13 protein-coding genes and 1 pseudogene are annotated in these 21,482 nt (G+C 74.7%); 8 read left to right on the top strand and 6 right to left on the bottom strand.

Annotation, left to right across the window (positions count from 1 at the left end):
• Together ABZ495_RS35020 and ABZ495_RS35015 are read right to left on the bottom strand one after the other, a co-directional pair.
• A partial coding sequence (locus ABZ495_RS35020; protein WP_359839954.1) for a type I polyketide synthase occupies positions 1-1,985 on the bottom strand: 1,985 nt, incomplete at its 3' end.
• Between the two features lie 61 nt (positions 1,986-2,046).
• Positions 2,047-5,439 carry a beta-ketoacyl synthase N-terminal-like domain-containing protein gene (locus ABZ495_RS35015; RefSeq protein ID WP_359839952.1) on the bottom strand — a complete coding sequence of 1,131 codons (3,393 nt, stop codon included), beginning with the start codon at positions 5,437-5,439 and terminating at the stop codon, positions 2,047-2,049.
• 523 nt (positions 5,440-5,962) lie between these two features.
• Here ABZ495_RS35015 and ABZ495_RS35010 point away from each other — a divergent pair.
• The 3 genes and pseudogenes from ABZ495_RS35010 to ABZ495_RS35000 all read left to right on the top strand — a co-directional run bounded on the left by ABZ495_RS35010 (position 5,963) and on the right by ABZ495_RS35000 (position 8,851).
• Positions 5,963-6,523, top strand: coding sequence for a hypothetical protein (locus tag ABZ495_RS35010; protein ID WP_359839950.1), 561 nt, complete (start codon positions 5,963-5,965; stop codon positions 6,521-6,523).
• Between the two features lie 372 nt (positions 6,524-6,895).
• Positions 6,896-7,957 (top strand): annotated as a pseudogene (locus tag ABZ495_RS35005) (family 2 encapsulin nanocompartment cargo protein terpene cyclase); the annotation flags it as partial.
• A 15-nt stretch (positions 7,958-7,972) separates the two neighbouring features.
• Positions 7,973-8,851: a geranyl diphosphate 2-C-methyltransferase gene (locus ABZ495_RS35000; RefSeq protein WP_329491088.1), complete on the top strand. Its 879-nt coding sequence runs from the start codon at positions 7,973-7,975 to the stop codon at positions 8,849-8,851.
• A 126-nt stretch (positions 8,852-8,977) separates the two neighbouring features.
• Here ABZ495_RS35000 and ABZ495_RS34995 read toward each other — a convergent pair whose 3' ends face one another.
• Positions 8,978-9,739, bottom strand: coding sequence for a maleylpyruvate isomerase family mycothiol-dependent enzyme (locus ABZ495_RS34995; protein ID WP_359839948.1), 762 nt, complete (start codon positions 9,737-9,739; stop codon positions 8,978-8,980).
• A 196-nt stretch (positions 9,740-9,935) separates the two neighbouring features.
• Here ABZ495_RS34995 and ABZ495_RS34990 point away from each other — a divergent pair, with 196 nt between their 5' ends.
• A complete protein-coding gene (locus tag ABZ495_RS34990) occupies positions 9,936-10,955 on the top strand; it encodes an alpha/beta hydrolase (protein WP_359839946.1) in 1,020 nt (339 codons plus the stop codon).
• Positions 10,956-11,064: 109 nt separating this feature from the next.
• Here the strand turns inward: ABZ495_RS34990 and ABZ495_RS34985 are convergent, their stop codons facing one another.
• The 3 genes from ABZ495_RS34985 to ABZ495_RS34975 form a co-directional block, all read right to left on the bottom strand.
• A complete protein-coding gene (locus tag ABZ495_RS34985) occupies positions 11,065-13,359 on the bottom strand; it encodes a glycoside hydrolase domain-containing protein (RefSeq protein ID WP_359839944.1) in 2,295 nt (764 codons plus the stop codon).
• A 70-nt stretch (positions 13,360-13,429) separates the two neighbouring features.
• A complete protein-coding gene (locus ABZ495_RS34980; protein WP_359839943.1) occupies positions 13,430-14,626 on the bottom strand; it encodes a DUF4185 domain-containing protein in 1,197 nt (398 codons plus the stop codon).
• A gap of 162 nt (positions 14,627-14,788) precedes the next feature.
• Entirely contained in the window at positions 14,789-15,085 is a 297-nt protein-coding gene (locus ABZ495_RS34975) for a hypothetical protein (RefSeq protein WP_359839941.1), read from the bottom strand.
• Positions 15,086-15,176: 91 nt separating this feature from the next.
• Here ABZ495_RS34975 and ABZ495_RS34970 point away from each other — a divergent pair, with 91 nt between their 5' ends.
• From ABZ495_RS34970 to ABZ495_RS34955, 4 genes are all read left to right on the top strand, one after another.
• On the top strand, positions 15,177-17,699 hold the full coding sequence (locus ABZ495_RS34970; RefSeq protein WP_359839939.1) for a helix-turn-helix domain-containing protein: 2,523 nt from the start codon (positions 15,177-15,179) through the stop codon (positions 17,697-17,699).
• 244 nt (positions 17,700-17,943) lie between these two features.
• Complete coding sequence (locus tag ABZ495_RS34965; RefSeq protein WP_359839937.1) at positions 17,944-19,086, top strand: serine hydrolase domain-containing protein; 1,143 nt, start codon at positions 17,944-17,946, stop codon at positions 19,084-19,086.
• A gap of 74 nt (positions 19,087-19,160) precedes the next feature.
• A complete protein-coding gene (locus ABZ495_RS34960; protein WP_329491079.1) occupies positions 19,161-20,240 on the top strand; it encodes an alpha/beta hydrolase-fold protein in 1,080 nt (359 codons plus the stop codon).
• Between the two features lie 106 nt (positions 20,241-20,346).
• Positions 20,347-21,180 carry a DUF6585 family protein gene (locus ABZ495_RS34955; protein ID WP_359839935.1) on the top strand — a complete coding sequence of 278 codons (834 nt, stop codon included), beginning with the start codon at positions 20,347-20,349 and terminating at the stop codon, positions 21,178-21,180.
• Positions 21,181-21,482 lie beyond the last annotated feature (302 nt).

Below are 21,482 nucleotides of genomic sequence, written 5' to 3'. Positions count from 1 at the left end.
AACGCCGCCAACGACACCATCACCGCGAACGACACCGGCTGCACCACATCCACCCGCTCCAACGACGGAGCACCGGGCACACCACGCACCACATCCAGCACGTCCCAACCGACGAACGGCCGCAACGCCCGCGCACACTCCGCCAACCGCGCCGCGAACACCGGCGAGGAATCCACCAACTCCCCACCCATCCCCGCCCACTGCGCCCCCTGACCCGGGAACACGAACACCACGCGGCCGGGCCGGACCGCCGCGTCGCCCACGGTCACCTGCGGGACGGACCGGCCCTCGGCCAGTGCCGCCAGCCCGGCCCGGAACGCCTCCCGGTCCGCACGGTCGGCCAGCAGCACGGCGCGGTGCTCGAAGACCGACCGGGTGACCACCGTCGCGAGGCCGGTGTCCACCGGCCGTTCGCCACCCCGGACGTCCAGAGCACCCCGGGCATCCAGGGCGCCCCGGGCGTCCAGGTGCGCCAGCAGACTCCGGGCCTGCGCGGCCAGCGCCTCCGGCGAGCGCCCCGAGAGCAGCCACGGCACCACCGCCGGCCCGCTCTCCGGCCCGCTCTTCAGCCCGGCCGGCTCCTCGCCGGGCTCCTCGGCCGGCGCCTGCTCCAGCACCACGTGCGCGTTGGTCCCGCTGATCCCGAAGGAGGAGACGGCCGCGCGGCGCGGCCGCGCGCCCGGGAGCCACTCCCGGGCCTCGGTCAGCAGCTCGACCGCCCCCGAGCTCCAGTCCACGTGCGGGGACGGCTCGTCCACGTGCAGCGTCCTGGGCAGCACGCCCGCCCGCATCGCCGACACCATCTTGATCACGCCGGCCACCCCGGCGGCCGCCTGGGTGTGCCCGATGTTCGACTTCACCGAGCCCAACCGGAGCGGCGGCGCCCCCTCGGACCGGCCCTGACCGTACGTGGCCAGCAGTGCCTCGGCCTCGATCGGGTCGCCGAGGCGGGTGCCCGTGCCATGGGCCTCCACGGCGTCCACGTCCCGCGCCGAGAGCCCCGCGTCCGCCAGCGCCTGCCGGATCACCCGCTGCTGCGAAGGACCGTTCGGCGCCGTCAGGCCGTTCGACGCACCGTCCTGGTTCACCGCACTGCCCCGCACCACCGCCAGCACCGGATGCCCCAACCGCCGCGCGTCCGACAGCCGTTCCACCAGCAGGACACCGACGCCCTCGCTCCAGCCCGTGCCGTCCGCGGCGGCGGCGAACGGCTTGCACCGTCCGTCCGGGGCCAGGCCCTGCTGCCGGCTGAACTCGACGAACATGCCCGGCGTCGGCATCACCGTGACCCCGCCGGCCAGCGCCAGGTCGCACTCGCCCGACCGCAGGGACCGCACCGCGAGGTGCAGCGCCACCAGCGACGAGGAACACGCCGTGTCCACCGTCAGCGCCGGCCCCTCCAGGCCCAGCGCGTAGGCGACCCGCCCCGAGATCACGCTGGGGGTGACGCCGGTCAGCAGATAGCCGCCCTGGTCCTCCGAGCCCTCGTGCAGCCGGGGGCCGTACTCCTGGAAGGTCGCCCCGGCGAAGACGCCCGTCCGGCTCCCCCGCAGCGACAGCGGGTCGATCCCCGCCCGCTCCACCGCCTCCCACGAGGTCTCCAGCAGCAACCGCTGCTGCGGGTCCATCGCCAGCGCCTCACGCGGGGAGATCCCGAAGAACCCCGCGTCGAACTCGGCCACCGCGTCCAGGAACCCACCGGCCCGCACATAGCTGGACCCCGGCCGCCCGGCCTCCGGGTCGAACAGCTCCGCCAGGTCCCAGCCCCGGTCGGTCGGCAGCGGCCCCACGGCGTCCCCCCCGTCCACCACCAGCCGCCACAGGTCCTCCGGGGACCGCACGCCCCCCGCGAACCGGCAGCCCATGCCCACCACGGCCACCGGCTCGCCCGACGCGGACTCCGCCGCGCGCAGCCGCTCCCTGGTCCGGTACAGGTCGGTGGTCACCCACCTGAGGTACTCGACCAGCTTCTCCTCGTTCGCCACTGCTCTCACTCCGTGTCGGTGCGGCCGTGCGGAAGGTTCGGACATCGCGCGTCGGGGCGCGTCAGGAGGTGCGGAACTCCTGGTCGATGAAGGCGAAGAGCTCGTCGACCGTCGCCGTCCGCAGCCTGTTCGGCTTCGGGTCGTCGCCGTCGGTTCGCGGCCTGGCGGCCAGCAGGGACCGCAGCCGGGCCTCGACCCGCTCCCAGGCGGCGCTGTCCGGCCCGAGCGCGGCCAGCGACCGCTCCAGCCGGTCCAGCTCCGCCAGGGCCCCGGAGCCCGCCGCGCGGTCCGCCGGCTGGAGCAGGGCGCCCAGCCGCTCGGCCAGGACGAGAGGCGTCGGATGGTCGAACAGCAGACCGGTCGGCAGCCGCAGCCCGGTGGCCGCGCCGAGCCGGTCCCGCAGCTCCACCGCGGTCAGCGAGTCGAAGCCCAGCTCCTTGAAGGAGAGCCCGGGGTCGACCGGCCCGGCGTCGTGGTGGCCGAGCACGGCGGCCGCCTCGGAGCGCACCAGGTCGAGCAGCGCGCCCGGGCCCCGGTCGCCGACCGGCGCCCGCTCCGGCCGGTCGACCGCGTCGGCCCCGGAAGGCGCGGCAGGCGCGGCAGGCGCGGCAGGCGCGGCAGGCGCGGTCGCCGTCCCGGCTACCGGGGCCGGTGGGAGCACGCCGCCCCCGAGCCAGTACCGCTCCCGCTGGAACGCGTAGGTGGGCAGCTCGACCCGCCGGGCGCCGTGCCCGGCGAACTCCGCCGCCCAGTCCACCTCGACGCCGTGGACGTGCAGCCGGGCGAGTGCGGTGACCAGCGCGTCGGCCTCGGGCCGGTCCTTGCGGAGCGTGGGCACGAGGACGGGACCGGCGCCCGGCCGCGCGGGCTCGGTCAGACAGTCCCGGCCCATCGTGGCGAGCGTGCCGTCCGGCCCGAGCTCCAGGTAGGCGGTGACGCCCTCGCGCTCCAGCCGGCGCATGCCGTCGAGGAACCGCACCGGCCTGCGCACGTGCCGCACCCAGTACTCGGCCGAGCCGAACTCCTCGGCCGTGACGAGATCGCCGGTGACCGTGGACACGACCGGCAGCTCCGGCGGCCGGAGGTCCAGGGCCGCCACGACGCCGCGGAAGTCGTCCAGCACGGCGTCCATGTGCGGGGAGTGGAACGCGTGGCTCACCCGCAGCCTTCTGGTCCGGCGGCCGGCGGTCCGCCAGTGGGCCGCGATCCGCTCGACCTCCTCGGCGTCCCCGGCGACCACGGTCGCCTCCGGGCCGTTGACGGCGGCGAGGCCGACCAGGTGCTCCCGGCCGGCCAGCAGCGGGAGCACCTCCTGCTCACCGGCCTGCAGCGCCGCCATGGCGCCGCCGGGCGGGAGCGCCTGCATGAGCCGGCCGCGGGCGGTCACCAGCGTGCAGGCGTCCGCGAGCGGGAACACCCCGGCGACGTGGGCGGCGGCCAGTTCGCCGACGGAGTGGCCGAGCAGGAGGTCCGGCCGGACGCCCCGGCTCTCCAGCAGCCGGAACAGGGCGACCTCGATCGCGAACAGGGCGGGCTGCGCGACACCGGTGCCGTCCAGCAGATCCGCGGCGGCGGAGCCCGGTGCCGCGAAGAGCACGTCCCGCAGCGGCCGGTCCGGGCCCGCTCCCGCGGCGGCTGCGGCCGCGGCCGCGTCGACGTGCTCGCAGACCGCGTCCAACGCCGCTGCGAACACCGGGTGTTCCTGGTAGAGCACACGCCCGGCCCCCGGCCGTTGGCTGCCCTGACCGGCGAACAGGAAGGCGAGCCGGGCGCGCCCGTACGCCTGCCCCGACAGCACCTCGGCGGCGCGCCCGCCCCCGGCCAGCGCCGTCAGGCCCCGCCGGAGCCCGGCGTCGTCCCGACCGGTCACCGCGGCGCGCTGCTCGAAGGCCGAGCGCGTGACGGCCAGCGAGTACCCGACGTCCGCCGCGCGGAGCCCGGGCCGCTCGTCGAGCCGCGCCAGCAGCGCGGCCGCCTGGGCCCGCAGCGCCGCCGGCGAGCGGCCGGACAGCAGCCACGGCACCGTCCGGGCCGCCCCCGTCCCACCGCCCGGGGGCCCGGGCGCCGAGCCCCCGGCCTCCGCGACCTCGACCTCCGAGGACCCGCCCTCCGTCCGCCCGCCCTCCGAGAGCCCCGGCGCCGAGGCGGTCGGCAGGGGCCCGGCGGCCAGCACCACATGGCAGTTGGTCCCGCCGAGGCCGAACGAACTCACGCCCGCCAGCAGCGGCCGGTCCGGCTCCGGCCACGGCCCCAGCTCCCGCTGCACGCGCAGGTGGAGCGAGTCCAGCGGAATCAGCGGATGGGGGCGCTCGTAGTGGAGGCTGGGCGGCAGCTCCCGGTGCCGCAGACTCAGGGCGACCTTCAGCAGCCCGACGATCCCGGCGGCGCCTTCGAGGTGCCCCACGTTGGTCTTCGCCGAGCCGACCGCCAGCGGCCGCCCGGGCTCCCGTAGCCGCCCGAGGGCGGCGCCGAGGGCCGCGGCCTCCACCGGATCGCCGACCTTGGTGCCCGTGCCGTGGAGTTCCACGTACTGGACGTCCGCCGGGTCCACCCCGGCCCGGCGGTAGGCGCGCCGGACGACCTCCTCCTGGGCCGCCGGGCTGGGTGCGGTGAGCCCCTCACCGCCGCCGTCGTTGTTCACCGCGCCGCCGAGGATCAGGCAGTGCACCCCGTCGCCGTCGGCGAGCGCGTCCGTGAGGCGCTTCAGGACGACCACCGCGCCGCCCTCGCCCCGGACGTAGCCGTCCGCGCGGGCGTCGAAGGTGTGGCACCGGCCGGTCGGCGAGAGGCCGCCGAACCGGGCGACGGCGATGCTGCTCTGCGGGGCGAGGTTGAGGTTCACTCCCCCCGCGAGCGCGAGGTCGGTCTCGCCGGCGCGCAGGCTCTCACAGGCCTGGTGGACGGCGACCAGGGAGGACGACTGGCCGGTGTCGGTCACCAGGCTGGGCCCGCGCAGGCCGAGGGTGTAGGAGACCCGGTTGGCGATCATGCTGCGCTGCAGCCCGGTCACGCTGTGCTGGGTGACGGCCTGCGGACCGCGCTGGTGCAACAGGGTCGCGTAGTCGTCCCATATCGCGCCGAAGAAGACACCGGCCGATCGTCCGTCGAGCGTCGCCGGGACGATCCCGGCGTACTCCAGGGCCTCCCAGGCGAGTTCCAGCATCAGCCGCTGCTGCGGGTCCGTCGCGACCGCCTCGCGCGGGGAAAGGCCGAAGAAGCCGGGGTCGAATCGGTCGACCTGATCGAGGAAACCGCCCCATCGGGGTATCGATCCGCCGGTTTCGACTGTTTGTCCGCCATCCGTCGGCAATTCACCCCACCGGTCTTCCGGGACCTCCGTGACAGAGGTTTCACCGTGCCGGAGAAGTCGCCACAGCTCATCGGGAGTCGAAGCTCCGGGTAACCGACACGACAGGCCGACAACGGCTATCGCATCACTGTGAGTGGAATACATGAGAGATTCGTAAGATACGTGTGCTTCCCGTGAGGCCACAGCGCAACTGAACCAGCATCAGCAGAACGCGTCAAGGGTCGCTCTGTACACGACATCAAGCTTCAGCGCCGGAGGTCAGAGGCCTGTCGGCGGCGCCCAACCGGCCGTACCCACAAGGCATCACGGCCGCGAGGGCGCTTCACCACGGCAATTGCCCGAACGGCCCCGCCGCCTTGCCCGTCCGGACACGACCCGTCGGCCCGGTGGCCGATTGTTAACCCCCGGTAAAATCCCTGGCGGCACGAACTACCCGGGGTGTCCGACGTTCACGGACGACCGGATCCGGCCACTGCGGCCCGGTGCTCCCCGCCGGGTGCCGGGCGGCCCGGAACTCCCCCGCCGGGGCCCCGGCCCGGCCACCCGGCGACGGCCGAATCGCAGGTGGCTAGGCTGGAGATCGCCGAGGAGACCGGCACCTGCCCTGCGGACCGTGACGCCGGCGGCATCCACCGCCCCACCGCGGGGCAAGCATCGAGGAGCAGTCGTGACCGAACAGAGCGGCCCGCAGCGGAGCATCGCCGACATGATCCGCCGTCCCATGCTCACCGGCCTGCAGGACGCCGAGCTGATCGGCCCGCTGGGCACCACCCGGATCAACGAGTGGGTCGACTGGATCGCGGCGGTGGTCGCCGGCCAGATCGTCCAGCCGATCGCCAGTGAGCGCGACGCCTTCGCGGACCGGGTGGACACCCTCTCCGAGGTCGGCAAGCGCAACAAGCAGCTCTACCGGGACGCCGCCCAGGAGGCGCAGCAGCTGCGGTCCCGGGTCGCCGAGCTGGAGGCCGAGCTGGCGCGGCTGCGCGCCCCCGCGGGCCCGGCGCCCGACTCCGCGCCCGATTCCGCGACCCCGGCGCATGACGCCGCCACCCCGGTGACCGGTCCCACCCCCGCCCCGGCCGCCGACCCGGCGGCCTCCGAGGGGGCAGGCGGCCCCTCGCTCTCGCTCCGGGACCGCCTGCGGTCCAAGTACCCCGCGACCGCCGAAGCCCTGGACCGGCGGGACGCCGCCGCGGCGGAGGACGCCGAGCGGCACCCCGAGGGCTGACCCGACGGGCCGGTGGTCCCCGGTCCCCAGCGGGGAACGCCCGCCGCACCTCCGACCCCTCGATCCGCACCTCCGGCCCCGCACCCCCCGCCCCCACCACGCGCACACCGCGCGCTTGAAACCCGATCTTCCCGAACATTCACCCTATCGAGTAGATCAACCGCTCCGGAGGCCTCCGGCCGAGACCACCCCGCCTACCGTTGATCAGCGAACGGCAAGGGGGGTACCACCTGCGTGATCCCCCCTTCTGTCACGCCGGATGACGACCCGTCATCCGGCGCGGTCCTGCGCGGAGGGAGGCCCGTCCATGCCCATGAACACCGGACCGGAGATCACCGGGGACACCTCGGCGGTACGGTCATGAGCCGTACCGCCCTGGAGCGGATCCTCAGCGGCCCCAGCGGCCTCGGCACGGGCGGCCTGCACCCGGGCCGCCGTACGCCACCGCCCGAGGCCGGCGGCGCCGTTCCGGGCCTCTACTACCACCCGGTACCGGAGCCCGACCCCGGGCGCGTCGAGGAGGTCGGCAACCGGATCAAGGCCTGGGCGGTGGACGAGGTCCAGCTGTACCCGCCGGAGTGGGAGGACCAGTTCGACGGGTTCTCGATCGGCCGGTACATGGTCGCCTGCCACCCCGACGCCCCCGACACCGACCACCTGATGGTCGCCGCCCGGCTGATGGTCGCCGAGAACGTGGTGGACGACTGCTACTGCGAGGACCACGGCGGCTCGCCGGTCGGCCTCGGCGGGCGGCTGCTCCTCGCGCACACCGCGCTCGACCCCCTGCACACCACGGCGGAGTACCAGCCGGCCTGGGAGGAGTCGCTCCAGGAGGACGCCCCGCGGCGCGCCTACCGCTCCGCCATGGACTACTTCCACCGCGCCGCGAGCCCGTCCCAGGCGGACCGGTTCCGGCACGACATGGCGCGCCTGCACCTGGGGTACCTCGCCGAGGCGGCCTGGGCCGAGACCGAGCACGTCCCCACGGTCTGGGAGTACCTGGCGATGCGTCAGTTCAACAACTTCCGCCCGTGCCCGACCATCACGGACACCGTCGGCGGCTACGAGCTGCCCGCCGACCTGCACACGCTGCCCGCCCTGCAACGGGTCATCGCGCTCGGTTCCAACGCCACCACGATCGTCAACGACCTCTACTCCTACACCAAGGAACTCGCCGGCCCCGGCCGGCACCTGAACCTCCCGGTGGTGCTCGCCGAGCAGGAGGGCGGCACCGACCGCGACGGCTACCTGAAGGCGGTCGAGGTCCACAACGACCTCATGCACGCCTTCGAGGCCGAGGCGGCCGCCCTGGCCGCCGCCTGCCCCGCGCCGCCCCTGCTGCGCTTCCTGCGCGGCGTGGCCGTGTGGATCGACGGCAACCACTACTGGCACCGGACCAACACCTACCGCTACAGCCTGCCCGACTTCTGGTAACCAAGGAGCTGACCCATGACCACGACCGATATCCCCACCACGCCCACCAGCCTCGTTCCCGGTCCCGCCACGCCCTACCAGGGCGACATCGCCCGCTACTGGGACCACGAGGCCCGGCCCGTCAATCTGCGCCTCGGTGACGTCGACGGCCTCTACCACCACCACTACGGCATCGGCGACATCGACCACGCCTCGCTGGGCGACCCGGACGACAGCGAGCGCGAGAAGAAGGTGATCGCCGAGCTGCACCGGCTGGAGTCCGCCCAGGCGGAGGTGCTGCTGGACCACCTTGGCCCGATCGCCCCCGACGCCACCCTGGTGGACGCCGGCTGCGGCCGCGGCGGCTCCATGGTGATGGCCCACCAGCGCTTCGGGTGCAAGGTCGAGGGCGTCACCCTCTCCGCCAAGCAGGCCGAGTTCGGCAACCGGCGCGCCCGGGAGCTCGGCATCGACGGCTCGGTCCGGTCCCGGGTCTGCAACATGCTCGACATGCCCTTCGAGACCGGCCAGGTGGCGGGCTCGTGGAACAACGAGTCCAGCATGTACGTCGACCTGCACGACCTCTTCGCCGAGCACTCCCGGATGCTGGCGGTCGGCGGCCGGTACGTCACCATCACGGGCTGCTGGAACCCCGCCTACGGGCAGCCGTCGAAGTGGGTGTCGCAGATCAACGCGCACTTCGAGTGCAACATCCACTCCCGCCGGGAGTACCTGCGTGCCATGGCGGACAACCGGCTCGTGCCGCAGGCCGTCATCGACCTCACCCCGGCGACGCTGCCGTACTGGGAGCTGCGCGCGACCTCCTCGCTCGTCACGGGCATCGAGGAGGCGTTCATCTCCTCGTACAAGGACGGCTCCTTCCAGTACGTCCTGATCGCGGCCGACCGGGTCTGACCTAGCCGACCTAGCCGACCGGGCCGACCGGGCCGGCCTCCGGGGCCGGGTGTGGCGAGGGGCACCGCCCCGGCCGCACCCGGCCCGCCGCGTTCGCGACGGCCGGCCCCACCGGTCAACGCGAAGTCAGAACGCGGAGTTGGCCACCCAGTGCGCCAGCAGGCCCTCGTCCCCCGTCACCTCGAAGCGGCCGGCGGCCCGGTCCAGCCGACCGTAGAGGAACAGCAGCAGGTCCGCGGCGGTGCCGCGCACGGTCACGTCGGCGGCCGTCCCGGCACCCTGCGGGTCGAGTCCGAAACCGTCGGGCCGCAGCCGGACCAGCCAGTCCCCGGCCCCGTCGGTGCGGGTGAACCGGACGGTCCGGTTCTCCGCCCGCAGGAGGGCCGTCCCGGGCGCGAAGCCGGCCGCGAAGGGCAGGTTGACCAGGAACTCCGCGACGCCGTCGGCCGCCAGCGCCGGGTCGATCCCGGGGTGCAGGCCCAGGGCGAGCTCCGCGTCCACGCGGTGCACCAGGGTCTCGAAGAGCATCCGGCGCACCCAGAACCGGGCGTGCTGGTCGGCGCCCCAGGCCCACATCGGCGCGTCGAGGTCGGCCGCGGCGAACTCCGCACCGGCCTCGACCGCGGCCTCGGCCAGCCAGTCGGGGTAGCCGTCCGGCCCCTCCGGCAGCCGCAGGTCGACCTCCCGGCTGCGCGGCGGCTCCTGGATCCGCTGCCGCAGCAGCACGGTGAACCAGCGTTGCACGCTCCCGGCGTGACGCACCAGGTCGGCCAGCGTCCAGCCGGGGCAGGTGGGCACCGCGGTGGACGGGTCGGCGGCACGGACGACGGCGACGAAGCGGGCGGTCTCCGCGGCGACGGCGGCGGGGTGATCGAGGGTGGTGGTCATGGCCGCCATTCTCCCGGCCCCCGCCCGACCGGGCCGCCCCGGGTGGGCCGGAACCGGCCGCCCACCGGAGCGACGGACCGGCCGCGGCCCGGCCGGGCGGGTGATTGACTGGCCCTATGGACCTCGTTCCTTCGACGTGCTGCCTCCCCCCGGTCCCGTCCGGCCGGCGCCCCGGGGCTCGACCGGACGGCCCGGCATGAGCGTCGCCGACCCGCCGGCCGCACCCGGCCCCGCCCCGAAGGCCCGGACCGCGCCCCCGTTCGACCCCGAGCTGGCCGCCGCGCTGGCGGCTCTGGGCGACGCGGCCGGGGGGCCGCTCACCCCGGCGAACCTGGCGGCCCGCCAGGCCCGGGACACCGCGACCCGGCCCCGGCCCGCCGTCCACGAGCTGACCGACGGCGGCCGTTTCGAGGTGGCCGAACTCCGGGTACCGGGACCGCCGGACGGGCCGGAGGTCACCCTGCTGAGCGCCCGGCCCGCCGGGATCTCCCGGCCGCTGCCGCTGCTGTACTACCTGCACGGCGGCGGCATGGTCATGGGCAACGCCTGGTCCGTCCTCCCCCGGGTGCTGCGGGAGTGGGCGCTCCCGCTGGAGCTGGCCGTCATCTCCGTCGAGTACCGGCTGGCACCGCGGACGCGGTACCCCGGACCGGTGGAGGACTGCTACGCCGGCCTCACCTGGGCCGCCGCGCACGCCGACCGGCTGGGAATCGACCCGGCGCGCATCGTGCTCGGCGGCAAGAGCGCCGGCGGCGGGCTCGCCGCCGCGCTCGCCCTGCTCACCCGGGACCGGGGCGGGCCCGTCCCGCTCGGGCAACTGCTGCTCAGCCCGATGCTGGACGACCGCGACCGCTCCTTCTCCAGCCACCAGCTGGCGGGCACCGACACCTGGGACCGCACCTCCAACGCCACCGCGTGGCAGGCCCTGCTGGGTGACCGGTACGGTGCCGCGGACCTCCCGCCCTACGCGGCCCCCGCTCGCGCCACCGACCTGTCCGGGCTGCCCCCGGCCTACATCGACGTCGGATCGGCCGAGACCCTCCGGGACGAGGACGTCGCCTACGCCCAGGCGCTCTGGCAGGCCGGCGGCCGGTCCGAACTGCACGTGTGGCCCGGTGCCTGCCACGGCTTCGACACCCTCGCGCCGCACTCGGCGCTGGCCCGGGACGCCCGCGACGCCCGTACCCGCTGGCTCCGGCGCCTCCTCGCGCGCTGATCCGGCCGGCGCCGGCCACCGGGGGCCGTCGCCCTGGAGGCGTGCGACGCGTGGCGGGCGGGGCGGGTGCGCGGTGGCATCGCGGTCTCGACCGTTCCTCTCGACGTGTTCATACGCCCACCCAGGCGGCGCCGCCGAAGGTGCCGTCGGCGTTCCAGGCACTCCAGCCGCCGTTGGGCGCGTTCTGCCAGATGTGCGAGATGTTGGCTCCGCCGGGGGCGAGGGCGAACACCTCCAGCCGGCCGTCCGCGTTGCGGCTGACGTTCACGGTCGCGGCGGCGCCGCCGAAGGAGCCGTTCCAGGCGCCCCAGCCGGCGGACGGGGCCACCTGTTCGCGGATCGCCACCCCGCTGCCGTTCGGGCCCAGCACGAAGACCGCCATCCGCCCGTCGGCCTGGTGACCGACCACCGGCGCACCGCCGGTCGGGCCCCCGAACGGCGCGCCGCCGTCACCGTTCCAGCCACTCCACCCGCCGTTGGGCTCCGTCTGCCAGATGTGCGAGATCGAACTGCGGTCCGGCGCCACCGCGAACACCTCCAGCCGCCCGTCCGCGTTCTGACCGACACTCAGATCGGATGCCGCGGGCCCGAAGGAGCCGTTCCAGGCGCCCCAGCCGGCGGACGGGGCCACCTGTTCGCGGATCGCCACCCCGCTGCCGTTCGGTCCCAGCACGAAGACCGCCATCCGCCCGTCGGCCTGGTGACCGACCACCGGCGTTCCACCGGTCGGGCCCCCGAACAGCCCGGCGCCGTCACCGTTCCAGCCACTCCACCCGCCGTTGGGCTCCGTCTGCCAGATGTGCGAGATCGAACTGCGGTCCGGCGCCACCGCGAACACCTCCAGCCGCCCGTCCGCGTTCTGACCGACACTCAGGCCCGAGGCCGCGGGGCCGAAGGAGGTGTCCCACGTGCTCCAGCCGCCGTTCGGCGTGGTCTGCCAGCTGTGCTGGACGCTGCTCCGGCCGGGGCCGAGGACGAACAGCTCCAGCCGCCCGTCGGGGTCGCGGCCGACCACCGGCAGGCCGCCGACCGGACCGCCGAGCCGCTGCCACGTTCCCCAGCCACCGTTCGGTGCCGTCTGCTCGCGGAAGAACAGCCCCTGCTGGTCCGGCGAGACCGCGAACGCGACCATCGCCCCGTTGGCCTGCCGGCCGATCGCCGGGTTCTGCCGGCCGTCGCCGAAGTCGTCCCACCCCCTGGCGGTGGGCGCCAGTCGGACGTCCAGGTAGTCGGCGTCGATGTTGATGGTGATGCCGCCGTAGGTCTCGTTCTGGCCACCGGTGTACTGGTGGATCCGCTGGTGGTTCGCCCACAGGTGGTCCGGGATCGCCGGGTCCGAGGTGCTGGTGCTGCCGTTGCCCGGCCACGCCGCGAAGTCGATGACGTCCGGCATCGCGTAGGAGGAGTAGTGGGCGACCAGGTCGGAGATCGTGCTGCCGGCACTGCCGTACACGCCCGACAGGTAGCCCCGGGCGTGCAACTGCGTGGTCCAGGCGGACAGGTAGCCCAGGACCAGGCCCGAGTACGACGGGGCGTAGTGCTCGTTGTCCATGTAGACCGGGGTGCCCGGGGGGAAGCCGAGGGCCGACATCTGCGCGATCGCGTCGTCGGCGTCGGCCGCGCCCTGGGCCGCGGAGGGGATCGTGGCGCAGCCGGGGCAGGCGCCCGGCGCCTGGTGGCCGACGTACAGCGGGAAGAAGTGCCAGCCGATCGAGGCCTGCCGGGCGACCCAGTCGGCGGTCAGGTTCGGCTGGTCGCAGGTGCGGTTGACGCCGCCGATGTAGATGCCGATCGCGCCGTAGGGCGAGGCGTCCATCCAGGTGCGCATGGTGGACGAGCTCGGGGCCGCGCACGGGTCGAAGCCCTGGCCCGTGTAGTTGGTGGCGCCGCCGTCCACCGCGGCGGTCAGCGCCGTGCCGGCGCCGGCCGGGTCGGCCGCGCTCCGCGGTGCCTGCGCCGTCCGGCGCGGCTGCGGCAGACCGGCCCGGTCGAGGACGGTCGCCACCGCCGCCCGGTCGCTGCCGTAGGCCGCGGTGACGGTGACCGCGCCGGTGGTCGCCGTGATCTCGCGGGAGGCGGTGTTCTCCCGTGCCCCGCGCGCCGCGCCGGGTAGGGCCGGCTGCACCAGGATCGCCTCGCTGCGTCCCCGCAGGTGGGACGGACAGTCCTGGTTCTCGCCGGGGCGGCCGACGTAGACGGCGTGCCGGTCGAACCGCACGCAGGTGTCCGGCGCCGCGTCCAGGTCGATCACCGGCCAGGTGCCGGGGACGCGCAGCGTGGTGCCCCGGTAGGTCACGTCCTTGGCGCCGTCGGTGGCCGCGGCGGCCGGGCCGGTGGTGGCGAGGACGGCGGAGGAGAGGAGCAGCGCGCCCACCAGCGCTCTGGTCAGGACGGCGAGTCTCACGGGGACTCCTTCCGGTGCGGGGGTCGCGGGGTGTCGAGGGGCGGCCGTGACGGCCGCTGCGGGGCGCGCACTACGGCCGGATCCCGTCGAACTGCAGGACCCGGTAGGCGCCCTGCGCGGTCCACTGGGAGACGATCAGCGTCAGCGAGTTCGCACCGGCGCTGCCGGGGTGGATGTAGCCGCCGTAGAGGCTCTCGACCTGCGGCCGGCCCCAGTGGTTCGGCGGCCAGAGGTTGCTCACCACGATCTGCGGGACCGGCGCCGACCACGCGGCGTCGGGCCGGGGCGCGGTGCGCGTGCAGATCGAACCGTCCGTCAGGTCGAGGTAGCTCATGCAGTAGCGGCCGTCGATCCGCTTCACGGAGAACTCGCCGATGTTGTTCCCGGGGCCGAACAGCGGGGTCGGCGGGGTGCCGTCGGTGGCCCAGTGCCAGCCGCCGTCGTACGCCCAGTTCTGCTGGGCCCCGAAGTCGCCGGCCCGGAACGCGTCCGGGTCGATCCGGAACAGCTGGATCGCGCCCTGGTCCGCGGTGTTCTTGTGGGTGCCGTTCCAGCGCTTGGAGTAGATGTAGAGCCAGCCGTCCGGGTCGATGCCGGCGAAGGACCACATCCCGTACATCGACTGGTTGACGCCCTGGTCCTGGCCGGGCCAGTGGTACGGGTAGTCGGTCCAGGTCCGGCCGAAGTCGTCGGAGTGGGCGACGCCCGACATCAGTGAGCCGTCCTCGCCGGCGGGCAGCGGGTCCGGGCCGATGCCGCGCGCCACCGAGGTGTACTGGAGGTAGGTGCGGCCGCCGAACTCGATGCAGTCGTTCGGGATCCGGGTGCTCTCCACCCCGTGGCCGTTGTCGGTTCCGTGGCCGTAGTCGAGGAGCTGGGCCGCGGAACCGTCGGGCATGGCGTAGCTGAACGAGATCGGGGTCGCCCCGGAGCGGTCGAAGGTCGCCTGGTTCAGCATCACCGGGGAGCCGAGGTAGCCGTTGCCGGTGTCGAAGGAGTCGCCGAACACGTAGCCCCAGGTGTTGTCGTGCTCCCGGTAGTACGGGATGCCCAGGTCACCGCTGCCCAGCCCGTACCGGCTCGCCGAGTCACCGGGCAGCTGGCACAGGGGCGCGCCGGTCTGGCCGACGCCGTTGGTCGCGGCGGCGGGCCCGGCGGCGGCGGCCCCGGCGCCCACGGCGAGGCCGGTGCCCAGGGCGAGCCCCGTCCCGGTCCGCAGGAGCGAGCGCCGGGTGAGGGCCTGCCCCGGCTGCGGTGAAGTGGACATGGATCTCCTTCGGTTGCTGGGAGGGGTGGGGTGCCGCCGGGCGGGGCGCCGGACACCGGCCCCCGGGAGCGTGCGGCCCCGGCGCCCATGCTGGGCTCCGGCCGACCGGCCGGGACAGGCCACGGACCGGCCAAAGGCGGCCGGTGCCGGCGGCGGCGCGGCCTACCGGTACCGGGTCACCACGGCCACCACGACGATCAGCAGGACGAGCGCGGCCGCGGCCGGCGCGAGCCAGCCGCGGCCGGCGTCGAGTCTTCTGCCGACCTCGACCTGGCCGCCGGGCGGGATGCCGGGATGCCGTTTCGCGTAGTGCTCGACCTGCTGCCGCTCCCCCTCGGACTCGCCGAGCCAGGCCGTCCTGGAACTGCACTCACCGCACCAGTAGCGGTAGGCCACGTCGACTCCTCGCTTCTCGCCGCACAGCGCCTGCACGAAGGCAGCGATTGTGGCGTTCGTCATGTTCGGTGGACAGGCCAACCGGCCGGACATCGCTGACCGGTCGTCACCGGTAGGCTCACCGGCGATTACCGGCGAGTAGAGAGGCGCCCCGGTGACGGATCAGCTCGGCACGCTGTTACGCCGGCTGCGCGGCCAGGCGGGCCTGACGCAGGAACAGGTGGCGGAGCGCTCCGGCGTGAGCGTGCGCACCATCCGCCGGCTGGAGAGCGGCAGGTCCAGCGACCATCGACTGGGTACGGTCAATCTGCTGGCCGACGCCCTCGACATCAGCGCGGAGGACCGCCGGCAGCTGGCGAGCACGCTCGCCGAGGCGCGCGGCGCGTCGGCTCCCGCGGTCCCCCGGCCGGCTCCGGCGCCGCTCGAACCGGCGCCCGCTCCACCCGGCGGCCCGGCCGCCGAGTCCCCGGCCCCCGGCCCGTCGGCACCACCCGAGACCCCCGAGACCCCCGCGCCACCCGCGCCCCGCCCGGTGCCCGGCGCGCTGGCCGACGCCGCGCAGGAGCTGGCCGGCGAGGTCAGACGCCGCTGGCGCCGCGAGGAGGCTCAGCGCCGGGTCCACGACCCGTTCCCGCTCCCGGTCCGGTGGCAGCGGGCACCGGCCGGGCTGACGGACCGTGCGGAGAACATCCAGCGGCTCGGCCCGGGGGCCGCCTCCCGCCCGATGGACCTCAGCGGTGACCTGCGGAGCGTGGCGGAGGTCTACCGGCGGATCTCCTCCGGGCGGCTGGTGATCCTCGGCCGGGCCGGCTCGGGCAAGTCGATCCTCACGATCAGGTTCGTCCTGGACCAGTTGGAGGCCCCGGGCGCCGCCGGCCGGGTCCCGGTCATCTTCAGTCTCGGCTCCTGGGACCCGACCACCACCGCGCTGCGGGACTGGCTGGTCGGGCGGCTGCTGCGCGACCACCCGCACCTGGCCCGCCGGGGTCCGCACGGGTCGACGCTGGCCGCCGCGCTGGTCGACGCCGACCTCGTCCTCCCCGTCCTCGACGGGTTCGACGAGATCGCGGAGGGCCTGCGGCGGGAGGCCCTCGACGCCCTCAACGCCACCACCCTGCCGCTCGTCCTCACCAGCCGGCACGACGAGTTCGCCGAGGCCGTCCAGGAGGCGCACGCGCCGCTGCTCTGGGCGGCCGGCATCACGCTCGCCGACCTCACCCTCGACGACCTCGGCCACTACCTGCCCCGGACGGCCCGGTCGGTCGGCCGCGGCGACGCCGCCGCCGGGAGCTCGGACGGGAGCGCGGACGGGTCGCTGTGGGACACCGTGCTCGACGAGCTGCGCGCCGGGGAGAGCGGGGCGGGCGCCGCCCTCGCCGCGGTGCTGACCACGCCGCTCATGGTGATCCTGGCGCGCACCGCCTACAGCGAGACACCCGGCCGCGACCCCGCCGAACTGCTCGACACCGCCCGCTTCCCCACCGCGAAGTCCCTGGAGGAGCACCTGCTGGCGGGCTTCGTCCCCGCGGTGTACCGCCGCCGCGCCCCGGAGCGGGACGCCGCCGGCCGGCCGGACCGGCCGACGGACTGGGACACCGGTCGCGCCCAGCACTGGCTCGGCCACCTCGCGCACCACCTGGTCCGGCTCGACCACGACCGGCAGGACCTCGCCTGGTGGCAGCTCGGCGACACGCTGCCGCGCTCGACCCGGGTCATGGCCGTGGTCGTGGCCACCTCGCTGAGCGTCGCCCTCGCCGACTGGTTCGTCGGACTGTTCGTCAGCCTGCTCGGCATCGGCTTCGGCACCGGGGCCGGCGAGGTGCTGCTGCAGGGCAGCCTGATGGGGCCGGTGGCCGGGCTCGCCTTCGGGTCGGTGTACGCGATCCTGATCACCTTCGGCGGCGGGGAGGTCTTCGAGCCGTCCCGGGTGCGGCTGCGGCTGCCCGGCACCCACGACAGCCTCGGCCGGCGGCCGGTCCGCACCTTCCTCGCCCGGTTCGGGGACGGTCTGCTCGGCGGGTCCCTGATGGGCGTCGGCTGCGCCTGCGCGCTCGCGCTGGAACGCGCGCTGTACGCGGGCTCCCCGCTGACCGACCCGGACGTCCTCGAAGGCACCCTGATCAACATGCTCTGCCTCGGGCTGACCTTCGGGTCGGCGGCCGGCCTGGTCTTCGGGCTCTCGGCCGCGCTGGAGGCGCCGGTGGACGTCACCTCCTCGGCCACCCCGGTCAGCCTGCTCAGCGCCAACCGCGCCACGGTGGCCCGGCAGTTCCTCGTCCTGGCGCCGGCCCTCACCCTCACCATCGCCGGCGGCGGGCGCCTGGTCGTCGACCTGTTCCAGGGCGTCCTGGGTCCGCTGAACTGGGGGCTGGCGGACGGCCTGTTCATCGGGGCGGTCGGCGGGATCGGCGGGACGGTCGCCTATCTGCTCGCTTTCACCGCCTGGGGCCAGTGGCTGGTGCTGGCCCGGGTCTGGCTGCCGCTGACCGGCCGGCTGCCCTGGCGCCCGGTCGCGTTCCTGGACGACGCCTACCAGCGCGGCGTGCTGCGCCAGACCGGCGCGGTCTACCAGTTCCGGCACGAGCGGCTCCAGCACCACCTCGGCCGCTCCTTCCGCCAGCAGCACGGCAAGTACGCACCGGCCACCTTCCCGCCCGCACCGGCCGGAACGCCGTGACCGCCGGCGCCCGGCCCGCCGGCACCGCCCGGGTGGGGCGCGGGAATCCGCAGGCCGGGGGCGGACATCCGCAGGCCGGAGCGGGGCCGGTCACATGTGGCCGGTGCGATGGCCTGTCCGCCGGGGCGGCCGGCCCGCAGGATCACGGGTACCAGGTCGGCGCCGCGCCGACGGTCCGGGCCCACCGGACCGGTCGCGAGCACCGCGCGCCGCCATGACCACCCGCAGCAGCCCGAGGAGTCCGATGAAACCCCTACGTCTGACCGCCGCCGGCGCGGCGCTGGCGCTCGCCGCCCTCGCCGGTGCCGGGCCGGCGCACGCCGACACCCCGACCGCCGCCGGCCTCCTCCAGGCCGGCGCCCAGCAGGGGGTCGCCGACGGATACCCCGGCGTGATCGGCCTGGTCCGCCAGGGTGACACCACCCAGTACGTGCACGCGGGCGTCGGCGACCTGTCCACCAGGGTGCCCGCCGATCCGAAGGCCAGGTTCCGGATCGGCAGCAACACCAAGGCGTTCACCGCCACCGTGCTGCTCCAGCTGGAGGGCGAGCAGCGGCTGTCCCTCGACGACACCGTCGCGAAGTGGCTGCCCGGCGCGGTCGCCGCGAACGGCTACGACGGCAGCACGATCACGATCCGCCAGTTGCTGAACCACACCTCCGGCCTGCCCGACTACGCCAAGGACACCGGGTTCGCGCTGTCCTACGCGCTGAACACCGAGCCCACCAAGGCCTGGCCGGCGCAGACCCTGGTGAACCTCGGCCTCGCCCAGCACCGGCCCACCGGCACTCCGGGCGGGCAGTGGAGCTACTCCAACACCAACTACGTCCTGGCCGGCATGGTGATCAAGGCCGTCACCGGCAACGACGCCGCCACCGAGATCCGGCAGCGGATCATCGAACCGCTCGGCCTCGCCGACACGACCTTCCCGACCAGCGATCCGACCATCTCCGGCAACCACCTGCACGGCTACGAGTACCCGGTGATCGGCATCGGCATCAGGGACGTCACCGTCTCCGACGTCCAGACCTTCGGGCCCGCCGGGGCGATCGTGTCGACCCTGGACGACCTGACGGCGTTCTCCCGGGCCCTGGTCACCGGCCGGCTCCTGGCACCCGCGCAGGAGGCCGAGCTCAAGACCACCGTCCCGGTGACCGCCGACGGCACCGTGGGCTACGGCCTGGGCATCATCCACGTGCAGCTGCCGTGCGGCCAGTGGGCCTGGAGCCACAACGGCGCCGTACTGGGCTACTTCAGCGACTGGTACACCAGCGACGACGGCGCCAAGCAGGTCGCGCGCGCCAACAACGAGTTCCACCTGCTCGCCGGGACGAAGGGCCAGCAGGACACCGGCAAGGCGACGGTCGACGCCTACTGCGCGCTGTAGCACCGCGCCCCGCCCCCGTCCGTCGCCCGGCCGCGGGGCCCGCTCCCCCTGCACCCACCCCGAGAGGACCTTCGATGACCTCCTTCCCGCCCGCCTGGCGCCGGCACGCCAGGGCGGCCGTCGTCGCCGCGGCGATGGCCGTGTCCGCGCTGCTCGTCGGTGCGCCCGCGCACGCGGCCGACCCGGCCCCGCCGACCTTCACCGACGGGTTCGGCCTGACCCAGGTCGGCGCCCCCGACGTACACTCGGACACCGACTTCACGCTGACCGTGACCACCGGTCAGCTCTCCGGCACGCACAAGATCCGGATCCTCCTCCCCCGGGGCTACGCCGCCGACCCCGGCCGGCGCTGGCCGGTGACGTACTTCCTGCACGGCGGGGCCGGCACCGTGGACGACGTCGCGGCCGCGCCCGCCCTGCACTCCGACGCGATGATCACCGTCGTCCCGGACGGCGGCCTCAAGGGCTGGTACGCCGACTGGGTCATGCAGAACACCGTGCTCGGCGCGGCCAACTGGCAGACCTTCCACACCAGCCAGGTCGTCCCCTTCATCGACGCCAACCTGCGCACCCTCGGCGACCGGTCGCACCGGGCCGTCGTCGGCCTGTCGATGGGCGGCTACGGCGCGCTGCGCTACGCCGAGTTCCGGCCCGACCTGTTCGGCCACGTCGCCTCGCTGTCCGGCGGCATCGACCTCGGCATGACCGAGATCCGCGCCACGGTCCTGGCCACCGAGCTCAACCTCCCGGGTGCGTGGTGCGCCGTGAGCACCTCCGGCAGCGGCCAGTGCGTCGGCTACGGGCCCTACGTCGACAGCGACGCGATCTTCGGCTCGCCGTACCCGGTCTTCGGCGCCGACCACGTCTGGAACGAGGTCAACCCGGCCGCGGGCGCCAACCTGGCCAAGCTGGCCGCCACCGACGTCGCCCTCTACACCGGCGACCGGGGGCCCATCGACCACTTCACGGCGATCGCCACCGACACCGTCCGGACCCGGCTGAACCAGCTCGGCATCGCCAGCCGCTACGTCGACTACGGCGACGGCTCGACCCTGTCGCCCACCTGCGACGGCGGCCACAACTACGGCTGCTGGGCGCCGGCGCTCGCCGACTACGTCCCCCGGCTCCAGGCCGCCTTCGACCGGGCGGGCTGAGCCCCGGCCGACCGGGTGGGCCCGCACCGCCGGGGCGGGCCCACCCCGGTCACCGCGAGCACCACGGACGCGACGAACACCCCGAACACGAGGCAGAGGACAGCGCATGACCGGACAGGACGGCCTCGCGGACGGCCGGAGCGAGCTTCTGACGCTGATCGACGAGGCGGCGGTCCGCAACCGGCTGGGTGACCGGGTGGCGGTCTACCCGGGCACCCGGTCGCAGGCGAGTTCGCTCGGCTGCGCGGTGACCGGGGCAGTGGTCTTCGGGGGGCTGGCGCTGGTGCTCTCGCTCACCGAGGCGGCGGCGCTGGCGGTCATCCCGCTCGGACTGCTGCTGCTGGTCCCGCTGGGCATCTGGAAGGAACGGTCCACGACGGCGAAGAACCAGGGCGTCCGGCTCGACCTCCACGAGCGCGGTCTCACCGCCGTGGTGAAGGGCCGGGTCCACGCCGTCCGCTACGAGAGCACGTCCGTCCTCCAGAACACCGTCCGGCACACCGGCGTCGGCGGCTACACGTCCTACGAGTACACGCTCACCGACGTGGACGGCGCGAAGGTCGTGCTGCGCGGCCGGGCGGACGGGTCGGGCGAGGTCGCCGAGAAGGGCAGATTCAGCAACCCGCGGGAGTGGGGGCCCGCGCTCCAGCAGGCCGTCACCCGGGCCCAGCTCCCCGGGGCGGTCGCCGCCCTGGACTCGGGCGGGCGGCTGGAGTTCGGCCGGCTCTGGCTGACCGCGGACGCCGTCGGCTCGGCCCGCGAGTCCGCGCAGTGGCAGGAGATCCAGGAGATCAAGGTCTTCGACGGCTTCGTCAAGCTCAGGGTCGCCGGCCGGTGGCGGGCCCTGACCCACGCCGCCGTGAGCACGATCCCGAACTTCTTCGTCTTCCTCGCCCTCGCCGAACACCTGCGGCGCTCCGCCGGCCGGCCGGCGGGCTGACGACGCGGCGGGTGCCGGTCCCACGGGGGTGGGCCGACGCCCGTCGGTCGTCGCCCGAAATCGTCACCGTGGGTAGCAGTCCTCCGGGTGTCGGGTGAGGGCTGTGGTGCGCGCCACCCGACCCCGGACCCCCACCCCCCACGATCCGCACCCCCCGCCGACACCCCGTCACCCACCGTCGACGATGTGCCCGGCCTCACACCCCCGAACCTGTGGCCCGGACCACTCCCACCCCCCAAACGATCTTGAAAAACGGGGCAAACACCTTCAAAACAGCCCAATCCCTAGATCCATACCCCCGG

The organism is Kitasatospora sp. NPDC005748 (assembly GCF_040630735.1).
Classification (GTDB): Bacteria; Actinomycetota; Actinomycetes; order Streptomycetales; family Streptomycetaceae; genus Kitasatospora.
The sequence above is the reverse complement of the archived record's forward strand: the minus strand, read 5'-3'. Positions and strand labels throughout refer to the sequence as shown.